This window comes from Tsukamurella sp. USMM236, from assembly GCF_037148755.1.
Taxonomy (GTDB): domain Bacteria; phylum Actinomycetota; class Actinomycetes; order Mycobacteriales; family Mycobacteriaceae; genus Tsukamurella.
The window spans coordinates 77,434-98,298 of record NZ_JBBCSS010000004.1; the positions used below are offsets into that span (position 1 = coordinate 77,434).

Below are 20,865 nucleotides of genomic sequence, written 5' to 3' on the forward strand. Positions count from 1 at the left end.
GTACTCCCGTTCTGGAAGGGGATTAGAGCGCGGCGACGAAACGCGCGGCGCGGATGGTGATGTCGGCCCAGTCGCCGGCGGCGACGGTGTCGGGGGGCACGACGGACGTGCCGGCGCAGACGGCGACCGCGCCGGCACCCAGGAACTCGCGGGCATTGGCCTCACTGACCCCGCCGGACGGCAGGAGCGGCAGGCCGGGGAACGGACCGTGCAGGTCCTTGAGGTAACCCGGCCCGAACGCGCGGGCGGGGAAGATCTTCACGGCCACCGAGCCGAGCGCGGCCGCGCGGGCCACCTCCGTGGGAGTGAGCGCGCCCAGGAAGACGGGCACGCCGAGGTCGCGAGCGGCCTGCGCCACCTCCTCGTTGACGTCGGGCGTGACGAGGAAGCGGGCGCCGGCGTTCACGGCGTCGCGGGCCTGGGCGGCGGAGCGCACGGTGCCCACGCCGAGGTTCGTGCCCTCGACGCCGGCGGCCCGCTCGAGGTGGCCGAGCACCCCGGGCGTGGTGAACGTCAGCTCCACGGTGCGGATCCCGCCCTCGGCGAGCGCGCGGCACAGGGCCGCCGCGTCGGGGAGTTCGGGGGCGCGCACCACGGTGAGCGCCCGGTCGGCGGCGAGCGCATCGAGCAGGCCGGAATGGTCGGTCACGGTCACAGGACCCCTTCTTCGGTCAATCGCAGCGCGCCGCCCGCGAGCGCGCCGGTGAGGTTGCCGTCGTCGAGCGCGGGGACCCCGCGGACGAGGACGTGCGTGAATCCCGCTGCGGGCGTGCGCGGGGCGTCGTAGGTGGCGCGGTCGATGACTGCGTCGGGGTCGAAGAGCGCCAGGTCGGCGGCGTAGCCCTCGCGGACGAGGCCCCGTCGGACCAGCTTCAGGCGCCGGGCCGCGCGGCCCGTGAGGTGGCCCACGCACTCCTCGAGGCTCATCAGGCCCAGGTCGCGGCTGTAGTGGCCGAGGTAGCGGGCGAAGGTGCCCCAGGCTCGCGGGTGCGGCTTGCCGCCGACGAGCAGTCCGTCGCTGCCGCCGGTGTGCGTGGGGTGGCCCATGATGGCGCGCACGTTCTCCTCGTGCCCGACGTGCTGCAGGATGCCGGTGGCGAGGCGGTCGTCGAGGAGGATCCCGATGCACACGTCGAACGGGTCGCGGCGCTCGTCGGCGGCGATCTGCTCGATGGTGCGGCCCACGTAGCCCGCCAGGTCGTCGCTGCCGACGCCGCTGATCTCGATGGTGTTCCATTCGGCGATCACGCCGTGGCAGCCGTCGGATCCGGTGTGCTCCAGGTGTTCCCGGATGCGGGCGAGGTCCCGCGGGTCGCGCAGGCGCGCGAGCGTGGCGTCGGCGCCGCCGGCCGCGGCCCAGCTCGGGAGGATCGCGGCGAGCGTCGTGGCGCCCGGCAGGTAGGGGTAGGTGTCGAGGGAGACGTCCGCGCCCGCCGCGACCGCCTCGTCGAGCAGCGCCAGGAGCTCCGGCGCGCGGCCCTTGTTGGGCCCGAAGTTGAGGGTGGCGTGCGCGAGGTGCAGCGGACAGCCGGTGCGCCGCGACAGGTCGATCATCTCGGCGTAGGCCTCCATCGCGCCCGCGCCGTAGCTGCGGTGGTGCGGCGAGAAGTAGCCGCCGAGCTCGCCCGTGGTGCGCATGAGCGCGGCCAGCTCGGCGTCGTCGGCGTACATGGCCGGGGTGTAGGTGAGGCCGGTGGACAGGCCGACGGCGCCCTCCCGCAGGCCCTGCGCCAGGATCTCCTGCATCCGGGCCACCTCGGCCGGGGACGCGACACCGTCGCCGAAGCCGATCGTGAGGGCCCGGAGCAGGCCGTGCGGCACGAGGTACGCGAGGTTGGTGGCGGTGCCGGCGGCGTCGAGCCGGTCCAGGTACTCGCCGACGGTGCGCCACGAGAAGTCGAAGTCCTCGGGGTCGGTGTTCCACCCGGCGATCTGGCGCCGCACGACGGCGAGCGTCTCGTCGGACACGGGGGCGTAGCTCAGCCCGTCCTGGCCGATCACCTCGCACGTGACGCCCTGCGTGATCCGCGAGGGGTGCTCGGGATTGAGGAGGACCTGCAGGTCGGAGTGCGCGTGCATGTCGATGAAGCCCGGGCTCAGGACGAGACCGTCGGCGTCGATGACGCGGTGCGCAGGCCCGAGGTCGGTGCCGATCGCGGTGATGACACCGTCGGTGATCGCGACGTCCGCCGTGTAGCGCGGCGCCTCGGTGCCGTCGACGACGGCGGCGGCGCGGATCAGTGTGTCGTGCATGATGACTCCGCTCTAGAAGTACGTCGAGATCATGTCGACGACCTGCGGGTTCTCGCTGTCGTCGGCCACGACGGGGATGACGCGCCACTTGTCGAAGACGGTGCACGGGTGGCTCAAGCCCAGCCGCACGACGTCGCCGACGGCGAGCGGGTCGCCGGCGGGCAGGCGCAGGAAGGCGTGCTGGTCGTTGACCGCGGAGATCTCGCCCTCCAGGGGGCGGGCGGGATCGCCGAGTCCCGGTGCGGCGACCTGCGGTTCGGGCAGGCCCTCGTCGAAGGAGACGTCGCGGCGGCCCACGTCGAGGAGCGCCAGGCCGGGCTCGGGCCGCGAGATGACGCGGGCCCAGACGTGCATCGCCGACCGCAGCCGGGGTGCGTCGGCCTCGCGGCCGGACGGCGTGATGCCGCGATAGAAGCCGTCGTCGTGGATGATGTACGCCCCCGAGCGGACGACGATCCGCGCGTCGTCGATGTCGCCCAGGACGGCGGCGACGCGGTCGAAATAGGCGCTGCCCCCGGCGGAGACGACGATGCGACCCTCCGGGTACAGCGGACGCAGCCGGACGTGCAGGTCCTTCAGCGTGCGGAGGTAGTCGTCGACGGTGCCGAGCGCCGCAGCCGAGGTGTCGTGCGCGAACGCGCCCTCGTAGCCGGTGACGCCGCCGAGGCGCAGCCGCGGGGAGGCGGCGACGCGCTCGCCGATCGCGAAGGCCTCGTCGAGGGTGCGCGCGCCGGTGCGGCCGCCGGTACCGCCCAGCTCGACGAGCACGGTGGGCTGCCGGGTCGCTTCGGCGAGGCCGCGGTCGAGCACGTCGACGGTGCCGAGCCCGTCCGCCCACAGGGTGACCTCGAGCGCGGGGTCGGCGTCGAGCGCCTCGCCGAGCCAGCGGATGCCGGCCGGGTCGGCGATCGCGTTGGCCACGTGCAGGTTCCGGAAGCCCGTGGCGACGGCGGCCTGCAGCTGCGGGAGATTCGCGACGGTGATGGCGGTGGACCCCGCGTCGAGCTGGTCCTGCCAGAGCGCGGGCGCCATCGTGGTCTTGCCGTGCGGCTCGAGGTCGAAGCCGTGCGCGGCGGTCCACCGGGCGAACTCGGCGACGTTGTCGGCCATCGCCGCGCGGTCGAGGACGAGCACCGGCGTCGAGAGCTCCGCGAGGCGCGGCGCGCGGGCGAGGAAATCGGCCGTCGTCATGCCGTTCGCCCACGCGGGCACCGCCTTGTCGAGCACACTCAGCTCCGCCGGCCGCGCGCCGTTCCCGTTGGCCATCATGCTTCCCAATCTGCTACGTTGCGTATATTGCAATCACCGTTGCGTGATGCGTGTCACAGACGCTAGCATTGCGGCGAGGACCTGCACAACCACGAGATGAAAGAACGGTGCGAGACGGTGACGGAAGCTTGGATCGCGTGCCTCGGGGAACCGCTGGCGCTGGTCGCCGCAGCGGACCTGGACGCGCCCGCTCCCGCCATGCACGCCGGCGGCGCGGAGGCCAACGTCGCCGCGGGCACCGCGGTCCTGGGGACCCCCACGGCCTTCCTCAGCCGGGTCGGCGGGGACGCCGAGGGGCGACGGATCGTCGAGCATCTGCGCGCGCACGGCGTGCTCACCGACGGCATCGAGGTCGACGGAAGCGGGTTCACCGGCCGGTACGCCAAGACCGAGGGCGTCGACGCGGACGGCGAGCCCGCAACCGCCAGCACCTACCGTCGCGCGGGCAGCGCGGCCGCGGCGATGGGCCCCGACTTCCTCACGCGCCCCGCGGTCGCGGCCGCCCTCGACACCGCGCGGATCGTGCACACCAGCGGCATCACGCCCGCCCTCTCCCCGTCGTGCGCGGCCCTCACCCGCGCCCTGCTCCGCGACCGGACTGGCATCACCGGCACCGTCACCTTCGACGTCAACTGGCGCGAACAGCTCTGGCCCGACGGCGACCCGTCGCTGGTCATCGAGCTGGCCCGCTGCGCGGACGTCGTCCTGGTCGGATCCGACGAGGCCGAGCGCGTGCTCGGCACCGGCTCCCCCGCCGAGGTACGGGCGCTCCTGCCCGAACCGCGCACCGTCGTCGTGAAGGACGGTGCCGTGCGGGCCATCGCCGTCGACCGGGAGGGCGCGCAGATCACCGTCCCCGCGCTGTCCGTCGACGTGATCGAGCCCGTGGGCGCCGGCGACTCCTTCGCTGCCGGCTTCCTGCACGGACTCGCGCACGACGAGGACATGCGCACCTGCCTGCGCCGCGGGCACGCGGGCGCCGCGGCGACCCTGACGGTGCGCGCCGACTTCGCCACCCTGCCGCCCGAGGCGATGACGGCGTTACTGACCTGCAACGACGACGCCTGGTTCGCCGCGCACATCGGCCCGGACGGGATCCGCGTGGGCGGTGCGGACTTCCCGCCGCCCCGCGAGAGCGGAGCACCATGAGCCAGAGCCTGACGCGCGCGCTGGAGATCCTCCGCCTGCTGGGCGAGGGCCCCGCCTCGCTCGACGAGCTGGCCGACGAGCTCGGCGTGCACAAGACCACCGTGCTGCGCCTGCTGCGGCCGCTCACCGAGGCGCGCTTCGCGTACCACGACGAGGCGCACCGCTACCACCTCGGATCGCGCGTCTTCGACCTGGCCGCCCGGGCCTCGGAACAGCGCGGGATCCGCGAGATCGCCGCGCCCCACCTGGTCGCGTTCAACCGCGAGTACGGCCGCACCACGCACCTCGCGGCCCGCGAAGGCGACGCCGTCGTCTACATCGACAAGCTGGAGTCGCGCGACCTCATCCGCATGTATTCGCGGGTCGGCATGGAGGTCAATCTCAACTCCAGCGCCGTCGGCAAGCTCATGCTGTCGACGCTGCCCGACGACGAGCTGGGACGATTCGTCGCCGGGATGGACTTCACCCGGCGCACGCCGAACACCATCGTGACCCCCGAGGACTACCTCGCCGAGATCGAGCGCGTCCGCACGCAGGACTGGGCCGTGGACCGCGAGGAGAACGAGCCCACGATCAACTGCATCGGCGCGCCCGTCCGCGACGCGAGCGGCACCGTCGTCGCCGCGGTGTCCGTGTCGGTGCCCGACGTGGTCCTGCCCTTCGACGAGCTGCTGGGCCTGCTGGAGCCGCTGCGCGCGACGTGCGCCGCCATCTCGCGCGACTGCGGGTATCGCCCGCGCTGAACCTCCCGGACACCCCGGGGAACACCGAAACACTCACGAGAGCAAAGGAATCACCACCATGACCGCGACCGCCGTCTCCACCACCGACGCGCCCGCTCCCGCCCACTTCTTCTCCCAGGGCGTGCGCCGCGGAAACATGCTGCAGGTCTCGGGCCAGGGCCCGATGGACCCGGCGACGAACCAGTACATCGCCGAGGGCGACGTCAAGGAGCAGACCCGGCGCACCCTGGAGAACGTCAAGGCGATCCTCGAGGCCGGCGGCGCCTCGGTGGCCGACGTGCTCATGTTCCGCGTCTACCTCACCACGCGCGACGACTTCGCCCCGATGAACGAGGTCTACGGTGCGTTCATCGCCGAGAACGTGCCCGAGGGCGCCGCGCTCCCCTGCCGCACGACGGTCTTCGTCGACCTCCCGCACGAGGTCATGCTCGTGGAGATCGACGCGCTCGCCGTGCTCGACTGATCGTCGCCGCGCTCCGCCCATTGATACATGCGCATACAGCCATGTATGTTCGTCCGGTGATCTCATCGGACGAGGGGCGGAGCTGAGATGAGCGGACACGCGGGACACGACCACGGGGTGTCGGCGGACGCCGACAAGCGCTGGCTGAGCCTGGCCCTGGCGCTCATCGTCGGCTTCATGGCGATCGAGGTGACGATCGGCATCATCGCGAGCTCCCTCGCGCTGATCACCGATGCCGCGCACATGCTGACCGACGCCGCGGCGATCGTGCTCGCGCTGGTCGCGATCAAGATCGCCGCGAAGCCGGCGAAGGGCGGGTACACCTGGGGCCTCAAGCGGGTGGAGATCCTGTCGGCGCAGGCAAACGGGATCACCCTCCTGCTCCTCGCGGCGTTCTTCGTCTACGAGGGCATCTCGCGGCTGATCACGCCGCCCGACGTCGACGGCCGGCTGGTCTTCTTCACCGCCCTCGCCGGCTGCGCCGTGAACCTCGCCGCCACGTGGTGCATCCGGCGCGCCAACCGCACCAGCCTCAACGTCGAGGGCGCCTACCAGCACATCCTCAACGACCTGTACGCCTTCATCGCCACCGCCATCGCGGGCGCGATCATCTGGGCCACGGGGTGGGGTCAGGCGGATGCGATCGCCGCGCTGGTGGTGGCCGCGCTCATGCTCAAGGCCGGCTGGGGGCTGGTCAAGGCGTCGGGGCGGATCTTCCTCGAGGCCGCGCCCGAGGGCATCGACCCCGCCGAGGTCGGGCGCGACGTCGCGGCCGTCCCGTCCGTGACCGAGGTGCACGACCTGCACATCTGGGAGATCACCTCGGGCCAGCCCGCGCTGTCGGCGCACGTCCTCGTCGACGCGGCCGCGGACTGCCACGCCGTCCGCTCGAAGATCAGCGGCATGCTGCACGACGAGTACGGCATCGAGCACGCGACCCTCCAGGTCGATCACGACGGCGCCGAGGACCACTGCGACGAGCCCCACGGGGAGGCGTACCGCTCGGAGTGAGCCGCGACACGATCCTTCTCAACCCTGATTGTTTAGGTTAGGCTCCCCTGCATGAATGCAGGACGCTCCCTCCTCGCCCTGGCGGCGGCCGTCGCCGCGACCGGCGCCCTCGCGGCACCCGCTGCCGCCGCGCCCGCGCAGGGCACCGTCGTCATCGTTCCCGGCCAGTACATCGCTTCGCTGCCCTACCAGCCAATGAAGGCCGCCCTCGAGCGGTCCGGGTCGCGGGTCGAGGTGCTGAACCTGCGGGGCCTCGACCTGCGCTCCGACGCCGCCGCGATCGGCGCGGCCGTCGACCGGGCGAAGGCCGGCGGCGGCCCCGTCTCCCTGGTCGGCCACAGCGTGGGCGGCCTCAGCGCCCGCTACTACCTCAAGGCGCTGGGCGGAGCCCCGAAGGTGACCCACTACGTCGCGATCGGCACCGCGCAGTACGGCAGCCCCGCCGCCTGCTCGCAGTCCGGCACCGCCCGCGAGGTGTGCCCCGGTTCGGGCTTCCTCGCCACACTGAACAGCGGCGTCGGGGCCGTCGGACCCACGCAGTACTTCTCGATCCGGAGCGCCAAGGAGTGGGCCGACGGCCGCATCACCGGACCGCAGTGCCGGATGACGCCCGTCCCGTCGGCCACCGGGAACGGCGGATTCGACCACACCGTCGAGCCCGTGGACCCGCGCGTCATCGCGCAGGTCCAGGCCGCGGTCGCCGGACGGTGCGAGGGCGTGCGCGCCGACGAGGCCGCCGGCTCGATCCAGGCGGCGAACACCCTGTACCCGGCGGGCCGGGCCGCCAGCGGAGGCTAGCTGGTCAGGACCCCGTGAACGGCGGCACCACGTAACAGGGCACCGGCCGCGGATGCTGCGGGTCGAGGGCGTTGAGCGCGAAGTACGCCGCGCGCCGGGAACCCGCGATGGCCAGATGGTCGGAGAAGTCCTGGCCGCAGGTGTCCTGCACGACGATGTTGGTGACCTTGATTCCGGGCGGGCCGTCGAGCTGGCCGCTCGTGTACGGCAGCACCAACTCGTCGAAGCGGGTGGAGATGTTCGTGTACTCGACGCCGCGCGCATAGGGCGTACCGTCGGCCCAGATCTTGTCGAGGAAGCGCGATCCCGGCAGCATGTCGCCGATCGACTCGAAAACCGGGAAGTACGGATCGCGGATGTTCAGGCCGCGAACGAAGACGGAGGCCGCGCGCCCGAGGTCGCCGCCGGTGCCGCGCCAGAGCGGCGCGAGTGAGACGTACTTGCCCACCTTGTCGGCGCCGCCCAGGTACTTCACGAAGTACGACGGCATGAGCGTGCCCTGCGAGTGGCCGATGAGGTCGACCTTCTTCGCGCCGGTCGATGCGAGAACGCGTTCCACCGTCTGCTTGAGCTGCTGCGCGCTGGCCGCGAGCGGCCGGGTCCCGCCGATCTGATTCACCGGCCACGGCGCGCCGGGCAGCGCGCCGTAGGTGAAGGAGAAGACGCAGTAGCCGTTGTTCTTGAGCAGCGGCGCGTACGCGCCCCAGTTCGTCTGCGAGCCGCCGCCGGTGCCGTGCACCAGCACGACGGGATTGGGATGACGAGCCGTCGGCCTGCAGGAGTAGTCGTTCGTCCCCGGCAGCGAGCCGTTCGCGTTCGTCAGTTCCGACGGTATGCCGCCGAAGAAGTTGAAGTTCTCGGGCAGCGGCGCCGCGGTCGACGGTGCCGCCGCCAGGAGCGCGATGCCGGCCGCCGCGACGGCCGCCCGTCGCCATACGGAGCGCAGGTTCATGCTCACGGACGATAGCCCAACCCACGTCGTACTGAGAGACATTTCTAGAACTTGTTTCACCCACAGCCGTCCGGCCCGGCCGCTCCACCATCGCCGCCGAATCGTGCGATGCGGTCACTTTCCCGGCTAATTACCCATATCCGGCAATCGGCTTGCCGCCGCAAAGGCGTACACCGTAAGAACCGCGGGAGAGGGACCGTCCCGCGGTCGTCGCTTCCCCCGGTCTGCAGGAGTACCCATGTCCCCCACCTTCACCCGCGTCGTCGTCGCCGCGTTCTCGATCGCAGCCCTCGCCGCCCCCGCCGCCGTGTCGCACGCCGACCCGTACTACAAGAACTGCACCGAGGTGCGCAAAGCCGGCAAGGCCCCACTGCTCAAGGGCGATCCCGGGTACGCGAGCCACCTCGACCGCGACGGAGACGGGATCGCCTGCGAGGTGAAGAAGTAGCACCGGACACGAAAGCGCCCCCGGCCGATGGCCGGGGGCGCTTCGCTGTGGAGCCGCCGGGAATTGAACCCGGGTCCTCCGTCATTTCTACGGGGCTTCTCCGTGCGCAGTCCGCTCTGTCTCTACTCGGATCTCCCGGTCTCACGGACGAGCCGGGATGACGATCCCAGTCGCTGTTTGATGTCCCCCGCGATACCGCGACCGCACCGCGGGGTGAATCCCTCTAGCTGATGCCAGTACCCGGGCCGAGGGCAAACCCGGACTGACAGACTCGCCTGGCTGCTTAGGCAGCGAGAGCGAAGTCGCGCTGATTGGAATCGGCGCTTATAGGGTTGCTGCGACGCTTACGGTGGTCTCCAGCCTGCACCGGCACGCTTCCCCCGCGTCAACAAACGAAGTCGAAACCGATCGGCCCCTCATCGTCCGCTCTGCGGAAGCCCACCCCATGCGGAGTGGAAGTTCCATACTACCGCACCGGCATCGGCGACTGTCCAGCGATTATCAGACGGTGCGCAGCCGCACGCCAGCGGCGGAGGCGTTCATGTTCATCAGCACGGTGAGCAGCACCGCTCCGATGCGATGCGCCAGCGAAACGACCTTGGCCTTGTTCTCGACACTCATGGATCCGCTCCTCACTTGAGTCCCACGAGTCACATCAGTAACTCGTATCTCAAGTGAACGCCCGCCAAGACCGGAACTCAACGCGCCACGCCGGGCACCGTCGGAAAGAAATCAGCCGCGCATGCCCTTGACGCGCCGGCCGAGCTCCTTGACGAGCTCGCGCTCGGCGGTGCGGCGGGCGATGTCCTGGCGCTTGTCGTAGTCCTGCTTGCCCTTGGCGAGCGCCAGCTCGACCTTGACCCGGCCCTCGTTGAAGTACATCGACAGCGGCACCAGGGTCTGGTTGCCCTCGCGGATCTTGCCGGTCAGCGAGTCGATCTCGCGGCGGTGCATGAGCAGCTTCCGCGTGCGGCGCGGCGTGTGGTTGGTCCACGAGCCGTTGCCGTACTCGGGGATGTGCAGGCCGCGTAGCCAGACCTCGCCGTCGTCGATCGTGGCGTAGGCGTCCACCAGAGACGCTTTGCCCTCGCGGAGCGCCTTCACCTCGGTACCCACCAGCACCACGCCGGCCTCGAAGGTGTCGAGGATGGCGTAGTTGTGGCGCGCCTTGCGGTTGCTCGCGATCACCGAGCGCCCCTTCTCCTTCGCCATCGTCCCTTCCCTTCCGTACGCCGCGACCGAGTGCCGGTCACGCTGGACAACCACTCCATCGTACGGGGATGCGACGGTGCGCGGAAAGCGACTTATCGGCGGGGCTACTCCCGGACGTAGAAGCGCAGCGTGACGTACGCGGTGATGGCGGCGAAGCCGGCGCCCACGAGGAGCAGCCACGGGGAGACCAGCAGCACGTCGGTGTTCGTGATCCGCGCCAGGATGTTCACGCCGTACATCTCGCGCAGGGCGCGGTCGAAGAACAGGGCCTTGCCCGCGAACAGGCCGGCGATCGCGAGGACCGCGCCGATGACGGCGCCGATCACCGCCTCCAGCAGGAAGGGCAGCTGGGTGTACCAGCGGGAGGCGCCCACCAGGCGCATGATCGAGACCTCGGTGCGCCGCGTGTACGCGGCCACCTGCACCATGTTCGCGATCAGCAGCACCGCGGCGACGGCCTGGATCAGGGCGACGAAGAAGGCGGCGTTCCGCGCGCCGTTGAGCACGGAGAAGACCCGTTCCACCAGCTCACGCTGGTCCTGGACCCCGGCCACGCCGGGCTGTCCCTTCACCGCGTCGATCACCGCGGAGAACTTCGTCTCGTCGCCCACGCGCACCTTGAAGGACGCGGGCAACACGCCGGGCCGCACCAGCTCGGCGAGCTCGGGCTGGTCGGCGAAGGTCTTGGTCTTCGCGGTCTCGAGCGCCTTGTCCTGCGAGATGTAGTCGATCGAGTCGACGCCCGGCTGCGCCTTGATCTTCGACTCGATCGCCTGGCACACGGCCTTCTGGCAGTCGGGATCGTCAGCGGCGACCTTGTCGTCGACGAACACCTGGATCTCGACGCGCTGCAGGAAGATGTCCTGACTCTTGTCCGCCATCCGCACCACGAGCAGGCCGCCGCCGAACAGGCCGAGCGAGATCGCGGTGGTGAGGATCATGGCGATCGTCATGCTCACGTTCCGGCGGAGGCCCGTGAAGACCTCGCTGGTGATGAAACTGGCTCGCACTGGAAATTCAGTCCTTCGGTTCGTCGTCGGCGGCGGCGGGGGCGGCGGGCGCCGTCAGCGGCCCAGCCCGTACACGCCGGTGGCGTCGTCGCGCACCATCTCGCCCATGCGGAACTCGATCACGCGGCGGCGCATCGAGTCCACGATGTGGCGGTCGTGCGTGGCCATGACCACGGTGGTCCCGGCCCGGTTGATCCGGTCGAGCACGTCCACGATCTCCGCGGAGGTGTCGGGGTCGAGGTTGCCGGTCGGCTCGTCGGCGAGGAGCAGCAGCGGCCGGTTGGCGATGGCGCGGGCGATGGCCACGCGCTGCTTCTCGCCGCCCGACAGCTCGCTGGGCATGCGGTTCGCCTTGCCGCCGAGGCCCACGTAATCGAGCACCTGCGGGACCGTCCGGTCGATGACGTTGCGCGGCTTGCCGATGACCTCGAGGGCGAAGGCCACGTTCTCGGCCACCGTCTTCTGCTGGAGCAGGCGGAAGTCCTGGAAGACGCACCCCAGCGACTGCCGCAGCTGCGGCACGCGGCGCCCGGAGAGCTTGTTCACGTGGTAATCGCCCACGTAGACGTCGCCGCTCGTCGGCTTGTCCTCCTTGAGCAGGAGCCGGAAGAACGTCGACTTCCCGGAACCCGAGGGCCCGATCAGGAAGGCGAACTCACCCTTGCCGATCTCGAGCGACAGGTCGTGGAGCGCCGGCCGGGCCGACGCCTTGTACATCATCGTGACGTTCTGGAGCGTGATCACGAGCGCCCAGTCTACTGACGCCGCGCACTAGCCCGGCGGAACCACCGTCGTCGGTGCGCCGCCGGTGGTGGGCGGCTCGGTCGTCGCGCCCGGAATCCCCGGCAGCGTGACCCCGCCCGGCAGCACGATCCCGCCCGGCGCGGAGGTGGTCGTCGCGCCTCCCGTGGTGGTGGCGGTCCCCGGCTCACCCGAGCGGCCCGGCACCGTCGACGACGGTGCGCCGGACTCCCCCGGCCCACCGCTCGACGGGACCGCGCTCGACGGTGCCCGCGGGGGCGTGGTCGTGACCGGCGCGTCGTACGTGGGCTCCTCCTGCGCGGGCGCCGTCGTGGTGGCGACCGGCGTCTGCCCGGTGCGGCGCTGCTCCTCGGGGACGAACTGCGCGTACAGGTCGAGGTACCACCACATCAGCCCCAGGAACAGCAGCCCCAGGACGACGGTGCTGGTGCGCGCGCGGGTGTGCGGGATCGTCTTCGGGATGCGCTCCCACGCGGCCGGGAGCGCCCGGGTGGGCTCGGACGGCGCGGGAGGCGGCTCGGGCGGCGCGGCCTGGGCGCGGATCTCCGTCGTGGCGTCGGCGTCGTTCTCGGGCTCGTCCGGCGACCCCTTCGAGATGTCGCTCACTGCGGCGTCACCTCCTCCTCGTCCTCGACGGTGTCGGTGACGGGCGCGACGTCGATGCCGGCCGTCGCCAGGCTGCGGACGATGCGCTCGCGCAGGTTGCGACCCACCTCGAACTGCTTGCCGGGCAGGGTGCGGGCGACCATCCGCAGGTTCACCCGGTCGAGGTCGATCGACTCGATGCCCATGAGGGTGGGCTCGTCGAGCAGCAGCGTCGACATCTTCGGGTCGTGATAGGCCCGCTCGCCGACGCGGTGCAGCAGCGTGTTGACCTTCCCCATGTCGACGGTCTTCGGCAACGGGATGTCGACCACGGCGCGCGCCCAGTCCTTCGACAGGTTGGTGGCCTTGACGATCTGCCCGTTCGGCACGGTGATGACCTCGCCGTCGGTGTTGCGGAGCTTGGTGACCCGCAGCGTGACGTCGGAGACGGTGCCCTCGGCCTCCGAGCCGCCGGTCAGCGAGAGGTTCACCACATCACCGAAGCCGTACTGCCGCTCGGTGATGAGGAAGAAGCCGGCCAGCAGGTCCTGCACCACCCGCTGGGCGCCGAAACCGAGGGCCGCGCCGATGACGGTGGCCGGCGCGACGAGGGCGTTGATCGGCACGCCGAGCGCCTTGACGATCTGATAGGCGGCGAACAGGTAGATCGCGGCGATCGCGACCCAGCTGATCACCTGGATGAGCGCGTGCTGGTGCTTCGCGGACTCCGAGCGCACCAGCGAGTCGCTGTTCTTGAACTGGGCGTCGATCCGCATGGTGACCCGCGCCGAGAACCAGTTCACGAACCGGTTCGCCAGGACCGCGGCGATGATCCACAGCATGATCGGCAGGACCCGCTCGAACATGAGGAGGCGCCACCCCGTGACGTCGGGGAGGATCGAGTTCGCGAGCAGCGCGCTACTCGTCATCGCCGCGCATCCGCCAGCGGATACCCGCCTCGATGAAGCCGTCCAGATCGCCGTCGAGCACGGCCGACGGGTTGTTCACCTCGTACTCGGTGCGCAGGTCCTTCACCATCTGGTACGGGTGCAGCACGTAGGAGCGCATCTGGTTGCCCCAGGAGGCGCCCTCGTTCGTCTTGAGCGCGTCCATCTGCGCGCGCTCCTCCTGCCGCTTGCGCTCGAGCAGCTTGGCCTGCAGGACCTTCATGGCCGAGACCTTGTTCTGCAGCTGGCTCTTCTCGTTCTGGCAGGTGACGACGATGCCGGTGGGGATGTGCGTGAGCCGCACCGCGGAGTCGGTGGTGTTGACCGACTGGCCGCCCGGGCCCGACGAGCGGTACACGTCGACGCGCACCTCGTTCTCGTCGACGTCGATGTGGTCGGTGGTCTCCACCACCGGCAGCACCTCGACCTCGGCGAAGGAGGTCTGGCGGCGGCCCTGGTTGTCGAAGGGGCTGATCCGCACGAGGCGGTGGGTGCCCATCTCGACCGAGAGGGTGCCGTAGGCGTAGTCCGTCTTGACCGCGAAGGTGGCGGACTTCAGGCCCGCCTCCTCGGCGTAGCTGGTGTCGTAGACCTCGACGCCGTAGCCGTGCTTCTCGGCCCAGCGGATGTACATGCGCATGAGCATCTCGGCCCAGTCCGCGGCGTCGACGCCGCCGGCGCCGGCGCGGATGTTGACCAGCGCGTCGCGGGCGTCGTACTCGCCCGAGAGCATGGTCTTGACCTCCATGGCCTCGATCTCGGTGCGCAGCTGGGCGCGGTCGCCGTCGGCGTCCTCGAGCGCCGCCGCCTTGTCGTCGCCCTCCTCCGCGTCGGCCAGCTCGTAGAGCACGGGCAGGTCGTCGAGCCGCTGCCGCAGGTCGGTGACGCGGCGCAGCTCCGCCTGGGCGTAGGACAGCTCGCTCGTGACCTGCTGGGCGTTGGCCTGGTCGTTCCACAGCTCGGGGTCGGACGCCTTGTGTTCCAGCTCGTCGACGCGCCGGCGCAGCTCGTCGAGGTCGATCACCTTCTCCACCGTCTGCAGGGTGGTGTCGAGGCTGTCGATGTCTGCGGCTACGTCAGGATGCACAGTCACCCAGGATACTGGGCCGCCGCGATGGCCGAGGCCGACGGCGCACTATGGTCGCGTCATGGACGGATGGGAGCTGCTGATCGTCCTCGCGGCCGGTGTCGGGGCCGGTTTCATCAACTCCCTCGTCGGCAGCGGCACCCTCATCACCTTCCCCACGCTCGTCGCCTTCGGCGTCCCGCCGGTCACCGCGACGATCAGCAACGCGATCGGCCTCGTCGCGGGCGGGATCTCCGGCACCTGGGGGTACCGCCGCGAGCTCTCCGGGCAGTTCGACCGGCTGCGCTGGCAGATGCCGGCGTCGGTGGCGGGGGCGGTGGTCGGCGCGTTCCTCCTGCTGCACCTGCCGGAGACGGTGTTCGAGACGATCGTCCCGATCCTCCTGGTCCTGGCGCTGGCGCTCGTGGTCCTGCAGCCCCGCATCCAGCGGTGGACCGCCCCGCACGACGATGCCGACACACCGCCCTCGACGGGCCGGCTCGCCGCGCTCGTCGCCGCCACGTTCGCGATCGGCATCTACGGCGGCTACTTCACCGCCGCGCAGGGCATCCTGCTGGTCGCCGCGATGGGCGTCCTGGTGCACGACGACCTGCAGCGCATCAACGCGGCGAAGAACCTGCTCTCCCTGCTGGTCAACGTGGTCGCGGCGGTGTTCTACCTGGTGTTCGCCTTCGACCGGATCGCCTGGCCTGTGGCCGGGGTCATCGCGGTGGGTTCCCTGATCGGCGGAGCGCTCGGCGCGCGCTTCGGCCGAGGCCTCTCCCCCACCGCGCTACGCACGATCATCGTGGTGGTCGGCACCATCGGGCTGTGGCGGCTCCTCACCACCTAGGCCCTGCGATCAGATGGCGGGCGGCTGCAGCGAGCCGAGCTGCCAGGAGCTGTCGACCTTGCCCACCTTGTAGTAGACGGGCAGACGGTCCCCGACCTCCGGCCAGCGCTCAGTGAAGTCCACGATCAGCCGCCGGTAGACGTGCGTCGGCGGGGTGGTCGGGCCCTCGACGGTGCCGGAGACCGTGACGAAGGCCTGCCCCTTCTGATCGGGTTCGACCGGGCGCGGGCTCACGCCGCTGAGCGTGAGCATCCCGTCCTCCATGCCCGGGCCCGCCGGCGCGGTCCCGAGCGTGCCCCGCTTGGAGCGCTGCCACATGACGACGAGCGCGCCCAGCATCGCGGCGAGCATGAGCACCCAGATCCATTCCATATGTCCAGATTACCGACGGGGACCGCCCCGCGCCCGTGACCGGCCTCGGCTACCGTTCTCGCATGTCGAGCGCACCGTCGAACCCCGTGAACCCCGACCTCGCCCTGGCCCTCGCCCTCGCGGACGCGGCCGACGAGCTGACCATGGCGCGGTTCGGCGCGCTGGACCTGAAGGTCGACGCCAAGCCCGACCTCACGCCCGTCTCCGACGCCGACCTCGCCACCGAGACGCTCATCCGCGAGCGGCTCGCCGCGGAACGCCCCGGCGACGCGGTGCTCGGCGAGGAGTTCGGGGGCGAGGCCGTCTTCGAGGGCCGGCAGTGGGTGATCGATCCCATCGACGGCACGAAGAACTACGTCCGCGCGGTGCCGGTCTGGTGCACGCTGATCGCGCTCCTCGAGGACGGCGTGCCCGTGGTGGGCGTGGTCTCGGCCCCCGCGCTCAAGCGCCGCTGGTTCGCCGGCGCGGGCGTCGGCTCGTTCGTCTCCTTCGACGGTGCCGAGCCGCGCCGGATCGCGGTCTCGGGCGTGCAGGAGATCGCGGACTCGTCGATCTCCTTCTCCGACCTGTCGTACTTCCCCGACGCCGGATCGCGCGAGCGCTTCCTGGCGCTGGCCGCCGACGCGTGGCGCCTGCGCGGCTACGGCGACTTCTGGAGCTACTGCCTGGTCGCGGAGGGCGCGGTGGACATCGCGGTGGAACCCGAAGTGTCCCTGTGGGATCTGGCCGCTGTCGAGATCGTGGTGCGCGAGGCCGGGGGCGTGTTCACCGGCACCGACGGGACGCCGGGCCCGCACGCGGGCTCGGCCGTGGCCGCGAACCCGGCGCTGCACCCCCAGGTGCTGGCACGTCTCACTCCCTGACACGCCGACACGGTTTTCGTCCCATCTCTTGGCACTTAACTTACCGAGGAGTAAGGTCTCATCTGACTGATGAGTAAGTTGGCGGCCAGGACGCCGGGATCACCCCCGCGACCAGCGCCGCCACGACGACGAGATGGTGGAGATGAGCACGTCAACCGATCCCCGGGACACCAGCGCCATCGGGAAGAACCCGATCCGGCGGAACCCCACGGGCCAGCTGATCCGCGCCCTGATGGCCGTGGTGCAGACGCCCTTCGTCCAGAACCGCGGCCTGCAGGACGTGGTGAACCGCGTCGCCTACGAGGGCACCAAGCACGGATTCAAGGCGCTCGGCGCCGCGAACCGGACCTTCAAGGTGGTCGCCGGCACCGGTAAGCCGAAGCGGCTGAGCTCGAGCACGAAGTCGAACTACGACCTCACCCCGGACGACGAGCAGCAGATGATCGTCGACACGGTGCGGGACTTCGCAGCCGAGATCGTCCGTCCGGCGGCCTTCGACGCCGACGCGGCGACCGCGGCCCCGGCGTCGCTGCTCGAGCGCGCGACCGAGCTCGGCATCACCATGATCAACGTGCCCGAGGAGCTCGACGGTGCCGGCAGCGACCGCGGCGCGGTGACCAACGCCCTCGTCGCCGCGGCCCTCGCCCACGGCGACATGGGCCTCGCGCTGCCGATCCTCGCCCCCAGCGGCGTCGCGGTGACGCTGTCGCAGTTCGGCTCCGACGGCCAGCAGCAGACCTACCTCAAGGAGTACGCCGGCGAGTCCGTGCCGCAGTCCTCCGTGGTGATCGCCGAGCCCGGCGCGCTGTTCAACCCGTTCGCGCTGTCCACCAAGGCCACGCGCACCACGGGCGGCTACGTCCTGAGCGGCGTGAAGTCGATGGTGCCACAGGCCGGTTCGGCCGAACTGTTCGTGGTCGGCGCCGAGCTGGACGGCAAGCCCGCCCTGTTCATCGTCGAGTCCGGCACCGACGGCGTGATCGTCGAGGGCGACCCCAGCATGGGCCTGCGCGCCGCCGCGCTCGGCCGCCTGAACCTCAACAACGTCAAGGTTCCCGCGACCGCGCTGCTGGGCGAGGTCGACCTCGACACCGCTACCCAGAACTACACCGACGTGGTGCGCCTGGCCCGCCTCGGCTGGTCGGCGCTCGCGCTCGGCACGTCGCGCGCCGTGCTCGACTACGTCACCCCGTACGTCAAGGAGCGCGAGGCCTTCGGCGAGCCGATCGCGCACCGGCAGGCGGTGGCCTTCGCCGTGGCCGACATGGCGACCGAGGTCGAGGGCCTGGAGCTGCTCGTATGGCGCGGCGCCGCGCGCGCCGACCAGGGCCTGTCCTTCGGCCGCGAGGCCGCGCTCGCGCGGAAGTTCGCCACCGACAAGGGCATGCGGATCGGCCTGGACGGCGTCCAGCTGCTCGGCGGGCACGGCTTCACGAAGGAGCACCCCGTGGAGCGCTGGTACCGCGACCTGCGCGCCGTCGGCATCGCCGAGGGCGTCGTCGTCCTCTAGGCCCCTTCGACTTCAGAGCAGAAGAAAGAACCCTCATGGCAATCAATCTGGAACTCCCCAAGAAGCTGAAGGCGTCGGCCGAGATGTCGCACCAGGGTGCGGCCGAGATCTTCCGCCCCATCTCGCGCAAGTACGACCTCGCCGAGCACGAGTACCCCAAGGAACTCGACACCATCGCGGCCCTCTACGACGGGCTCGCGGACGCGGGCCAGGCCCCGTCGGCCGCCACGGGCGACCGCAAGAAGGGCGAGGGCGAGGAGAAGCCCAAGCCCAAGCCGGCCGATGTCACCGCGGGCAGCCGCAACGGCGGCACCATGGAGTCGATCATCAACGCGATCGAGATGTGCTGGGGCGACGCGGGCCTCATGCTCGCCTTCCCCTACCAGGGCCTCGGTAACGCCGCGATCGCCGCCGTCGCGACCGACGAGCAGCTCGAGCGCTTCGGCAAGGTGTGGGCGTCCATGGCGATCACCGAGCCGTCGTTCGGCTCGGACTCGGCCGCCGTCACCGCGACAGCGACCCGCGACGGCGACGAGTGGGTCCTCAACGGCACCAAGATCTTCGTGACCTCGGGCTCGCGCGCCGACCACATCGTGGTGTGGGCGACCGTGGACAAGAGCGCCGGCCGCGCCGCGATCAAGTCCTTCGTGGTGCCCCGCGAGCACCCGGGCGTCACCGTTGCCCGGCTCGAGCACAAGCTCGGCATCCGCGCCTCGGACACCGCGGAGATCCGCTTCGAGGACTGCCGCATCCCCTTCGAGAACATCCTCGGCAGCCCCGAGGTGAACGTCGAGAAGGGCTTCGCCGGGGTCATGCAGACCTTCGACAACACCCGTCCGCTGGTGGCCGCCATGGCCATCGGCGTCGCACGGGCGTCGCTGGAGGAGCTGCGCACCGTCCTCGAGAACGCGGGCATCGTCATCGACTACGACGCGCCGGTGAACACCCTGCCGCACGCCGCGGCAGAGTTCATCCGCCTCGAGTCCGACTGGGAAGCCGCCTACCAGCTGACGCTGAAGTCGGGCTGGATGGCCGACAACAAGCTCCCGAACTCGATGAACGCGTCGATGGCGAAGGCCAAGGCGGGCCGGGTGGGCTCGGACGTCACGCTCAAGGCCGTGGAACTGGCCGGTGCGCTGGGTTACTCGGAGCGCACGCTGCTCGAGAAGTGGGCACGCGACTCGAAGATCCTCGACATCTTCGAGGGCACGCAGCAGATCCAGCAGCTGATCATCGCGCGCCGTCACCTGGACCTCACGAGCTCGCAGCTCAAGTAAGCCAGGGGAGGTACGACGGGGCGTCGGCGCGGTGGACCGCGGCGGCGCCCCGTTCGCGTGCGCGACCCGACCGCGACGAAAGTCGTAGTCGCGCGGGCCCGCGCCGCGACCTTCGGCGGCTCCCCGCCGCTGCGCCTCGCCAGTACCGTGGACGCATGGATTCGAGCGTCGACGGGCCGCGGTGGCAGCGGTGGTGGACCGCCCCGCGCCTCCGCGACGGCGCATGCGTCGTGCTCTCGGTCCTCCTCGCGGTCGCCACCGCAGCGGTGGAGTGGCGCGGCGGGTCCACCGCCTACGGCAATCTCGCGCTCGTGGTCGGCCTCGCCGGTTCGCCGCTCCTGTGGTGGCGTCGCAGGTGGCCGCTCGAAGTCACCGTGATCGGCGGGATCCTCACCGCGGCCGTCGGATTCCCCGGCGTGGCCCTCCTCGGCCTGTTCACCCTCGCCGTGCGGCGGCGCGACCGCGTCCTGGTGATCGCGACCGCCTTCGTCGCCGCCTGCCTCGCCGTGCCACGCCCGTGGTCGAGCGTTCCGTGGCAGCTCGGCGACACCCTCACCAGCGTGGCGCTCGCCGCGGCCTTCGCGCTCTGGGGCTCGTACGTCGGCGCGCGCCGGGACCTCATCGAGTCGCTGCGCGAGCGCGCCGTGCGAGCCGAGGCCGAACGCGAGCTGCGCGCCGTCCAGGCCCGCACCGCCGAGCGCTCCCGCATCGCGCGGGAGATGCACGACGTCCTGGCGCACCGGGTCTCGCTCATCGCGCTGCAGGCCGGCGCGCTCGAGGTCAACGCCGGCGCGGCGTCCGGCACCGTCGAACGGGCGGCGGCGGAGATCCGCACCACGGCGCACGAGACCCTCGAGGACCTGCGGGGCGTGCTCGGCGTGCTGCGCGGGTCCGACGCCGAGCCGCTCGCGCCGCAGCCGGATCTCGCCGACCTCGCCCGCCTGGTCGAGGAGTCCCGGGTGGGCGGCGCCACCGTCGAGCTGCTGATCGACGAGGCCTCCGCGGCGCCGCACGCCGTGCCGGAGGCCCTGGGCCGCACCGCCTACCGCATCGTCCAGGAGAGCCTGACGAACGTGCGCAAGCACGCCGGCCCGGCGGCCGTCCGGGTCGCGGTGCGGCTGCACGCGCATCGGCTCTCCATCGAGGTGGTCAACGACCGCCCGCACTCTCCCGCGTCTCCCCTGCCCGGCTCGGGCTCCGGCCTGATCGGCCTGGCCGAGCGGGTGCAGCTCGCCGGCGGCGAGATCACCTCCGCCGCCACCGCTGCCGGCGGGTGGCGCGTCTACGCCGAGCTGCCCGTCCCCGTCGAGCGGGCCTGACCC

Annotated in this window: 22 protein-coding genes and 1 other RNA gene; 11 read left to right on the plus strand and 12 right to left on the minus strand. The window is 71.1% G+C overall.

The genetic code is table 11. The features are described from left to right. Window positions 1-22: 22 nt before the first annotated feature. From WFK95_RS14465 to WFK95_RS14475, 3 genes are read right to left on the minus strand one after another with little or no spacing between them, the layout of a single operon-like run. Window positions 23-649: a bifunctional 4-hydroxy-2-oxoglutarate aldolase/2-dehydro-3-deoxy-phosphogluconate aldolase gene (locus WFK95_RS14465; protein WP_425998138.1), complete on the minus strand. Its 627-nt coding sequence runs from the start codon at window positions 647-649 to the stop codon at window positions 23-25. A 2-nt stretch (window positions 650-651) separates the two neighbouring features. Then, entirely contained in the window at window positions 652-2,253 is a 1,602-nt protein-coding gene (locus WFK95_RS14470; RefSeq protein ID WP_336671112.1) for an N-acyl-D-amino-acid deacylase family protein, read from the minus strand. Between the two features lie 12 nt (window positions 2,254-2,265). Next, a complete protein-coding gene (locus tag WFK95_RS14475; protein ID WP_443081564.1) occupies window positions 2,266-3,519 on the minus strand; it encodes an amino acid deaminase in 1,254 nt (417 codons plus the stop codon). Window positions 3,520-3,618: 99 nt separating this feature from the next. Between WFK95_RS14475 and WFK95_RS14480 the strand changes: the two genes are divergently transcribed. From WFK95_RS14480 to WFK95_RS14500, 5 genes are all read left to right on the plus strand, one after another. Continuing rightward, window positions 3,619-4,671, plus strand: a complete 1,053-nt coding sequence (locus tag WFK95_RS14480; RefSeq protein WP_336671114.1) for a sugar kinase — start codon at window positions 3,619-3,621, stop codon at window positions 4,669-4,671. After that, window positions 4,668-5,414, plus strand: coding sequence for an IclR family transcriptional regulator (locus WFK95_RS14485; protein ID WP_336671115.1), 747 nt, complete (start codon window positions 4,668-4,670; stop codon window positions 5,412-5,414). The genes WFK95_RS14480 and WFK95_RS14485 overlap by 4 nt, the downstream gene beginning before the upstream one ends. 58 nt (window positions 5,415-5,472) lie before the next feature. Further along, complete coding sequence (locus WFK95_RS14490; protein ID WP_146430997.1) at window positions 5,473-5,877, plus strand: RidA family protein; 405 nt, start codon at window positions 5,473-5,475, stop codon at window positions 5,875-5,877. An 87-nt stretch (window positions 5,878-5,964) separates the two neighbouring features. Continuing rightward, window positions 5,965-6,888, plus strand: a complete 924-nt coding sequence (locus tag WFK95_RS14495; RefSeq protein WP_336671116.1) for a cation diffusion facilitator family transporter — start codon at window positions 5,965-5,967, stop codon at window positions 6,886-6,888. A gap of 51 nt (window positions 6,889-6,939) precedes the next feature. Next, window positions 6,940-7,686: an esterase/lipase family protein gene (locus WFK95_RS14500; protein ID WP_336671117.1), complete on the plus strand. Its 747-nt coding sequence runs from the start codon at window positions 6,940-6,942 to the stop codon at window positions 7,684-7,686. A gap of 4 nt (window positions 7,687-7,690) precedes the next feature. Here the strand turns inward: WFK95_RS14500 and WFK95_RS14505 are convergent, their stop codons facing one another. Continuing rightward, complete coding sequence (locus WFK95_RS14505; protein ID WP_336671118.1) at window positions 7,691-8,638, minus strand: esterase/lipase family protein; 948 nt, start codon at window positions 8,636-8,638, stop codon at window positions 7,691-7,693. A 238-nt stretch (window positions 8,639-8,876) separates the two neighbouring features. Between WFK95_RS14505 and WFK95_RS14510 the strand changes: the two genes are divergently transcribed. Next, window positions 8,877-9,086 carry an excalibur calcium-binding domain-containing protein gene (locus tag WFK95_RS14510; protein ID WP_224648827.1) on the plus strand — a complete coding sequence of 70 codons (210 nt, stop codon included), beginning with the start codon at window positions 8,877-8,879 and terminating at the stop codon, window positions 9,084-9,086. A gap of 45 nt (window positions 9,087-9,131) precedes the next feature. Here the strand turns inward: WFK95_RS14510 and ssrA are convergent. The 7 genes from ssrA to prfB all read right to left on the minus strand — a co-directional run bounded on the left by ssrA (window position 9,132) and on the right by prfB (window position 14,689). Further along, window positions 9,132-9,502: a transfer-messenger RNA gene (gene ssrA, locus WFK95_RS14515) on the minus strand. A 316-nt stretch (window positions 9,503-9,818) separates the two neighbouring features. After that, complete coding sequence (gene smpB / locus WFK95_RS14520; RefSeq protein ID WP_224648840.1) at window positions 9,819-10,298, minus strand: SsrA-binding protein SmpB; 480 nt, start codon at window positions 10,296-10,298, stop codon at window positions 9,819-9,821. A 104-nt stretch (window positions 10,299-10,402) separates the two neighbouring features. Beyond that, on the minus strand, window positions 10,403-11,308 hold the full coding sequence (ftsX, locus tag WFK95_RS14525; RefSeq protein ID WP_224648842.1) for a permease-like cell division protein FtsX: 906 nt from the start codon (window positions 11,306-11,308) through the stop codon (window positions 10,403-10,405). 54 nt (window positions 11,309-11,362) lie between these two features. Further along, a complete protein-coding gene (gene ftsE / locus WFK95_RS14530) occupies window positions 11,363-12,052 on the minus strand; it encodes a cell division ATP-binding protein FtsE (protein WP_068521966.1) in 690 nt (229 codons plus the stop codon). A 27-nt stretch (window positions 12,053-12,079) separates the two neighbouring features. Next, window positions 12,080-12,676, minus strand: coding sequence for a hypothetical protein (locus WFK95_RS14535; RefSeq protein ID WP_224648844.1), 597 nt, complete (start codon window positions 12,674-12,676; stop codon window positions 12,080-12,082). Continuing rightward, window positions 12,673-13,584, minus strand: a complete 912-nt coding sequence (locus WFK95_RS14540) for a mechanosensitive ion channel family protein (protein ID WP_224648846.1) — start codon at window positions 13,582-13,584, stop codon at window positions 12,673-12,675. Before WFK95_RS14540 ends, WFK95_RS14535 begins: the two co-directional genes overlap by 4 nt. Beyond that, window positions 13,574-14,689 (minus strand): peptide chain release factor 2, encoded by a 1,116-nt coding sequence (gene prfB / locus WFK95_RS14545; protein WP_224648848.1) that lies wholly within the window; start codon window positions 14,687-14,689, stop codon window positions 13,574-13,576. The genes WFK95_RS14540 and prfB overlap by 11 nt, the downstream gene beginning before the upstream one ends. A gap of 61 nt (window positions 14,690-14,750) precedes the next feature. Between prfB and WFK95_RS14550 the strand changes: the two genes are divergently transcribed. Beyond that, window positions 14,751-15,521, plus strand: coding sequence for a sulfite exporter TauE/SafE family protein (locus WFK95_RS14550; RefSeq protein ID WP_224648850.1), 771 nt, complete (start codon window positions 14,751-14,753; stop codon window positions 15,519-15,521). 9 nt (window positions 15,522-15,530) lie between these two features. On the opposite strand, the gene WFK95_RS14555 is transcribed toward WFK95_RS14550, so the two are convergent. Continuing rightward, window positions 15,531-15,893: a hypothetical protein gene (locus WFK95_RS14555; protein ID WP_224648852.1), complete on the minus strand. Its 363-nt coding sequence runs from the start codon at window positions 15,891-15,893 to the stop codon at window positions 15,531-15,533. A 62-nt stretch (window positions 15,894-15,955) separates the two neighbouring features. Here WFK95_RS14555 and hisN point away from each other — a divergent pair, with 62 nt between their 5' ends. From hisN to WFK95_RS14575, 4 genes are all read left to right on the plus strand, one after another. After that, window positions 15,956-16,756 carry a histidinol-phosphatase gene (gene hisN / locus WFK95_RS14560; protein WP_224648854.1) on the plus strand — a complete coding sequence of 267 codons (801 nt, stop codon included), beginning with the start codon at window positions 15,956-15,958 and terminating at the stop codon, window positions 16,754-16,756. 133 nt (window positions 16,757-16,889) lie between these two features. Continuing rightward, complete coding sequence (locus WFK95_RS14565) at window positions 16,890-18,266, plus strand: acyl-CoA dehydrogenase family protein (protein ID WP_374201340.1); 1,377 nt, start codon at window positions 16,890-16,892, stop codon at window positions 18,264-18,266. 35 nt (window positions 18,267-18,301) lie between these two features. Next, a complete protein-coding gene (locus tag WFK95_RS14570; RefSeq protein ID WP_224648858.1) occupies window positions 18,302-19,543 on the plus strand; it encodes an acyl-CoA dehydrogenase family protein in 1,242 nt (413 codons plus the stop codon). 155 nt (window positions 19,544-19,698) lie between these two features. Then, window positions 19,699-20,862, plus strand: a complete 1,164-nt coding sequence (locus WFK95_RS14575) for a histidine kinase (protein ID WP_224648861.1) — start codon at window positions 19,699-19,701, stop codon at window positions 20,860-20,862. Window positions 20,863-20,865 lie beyond the last annotated feature (3 nt).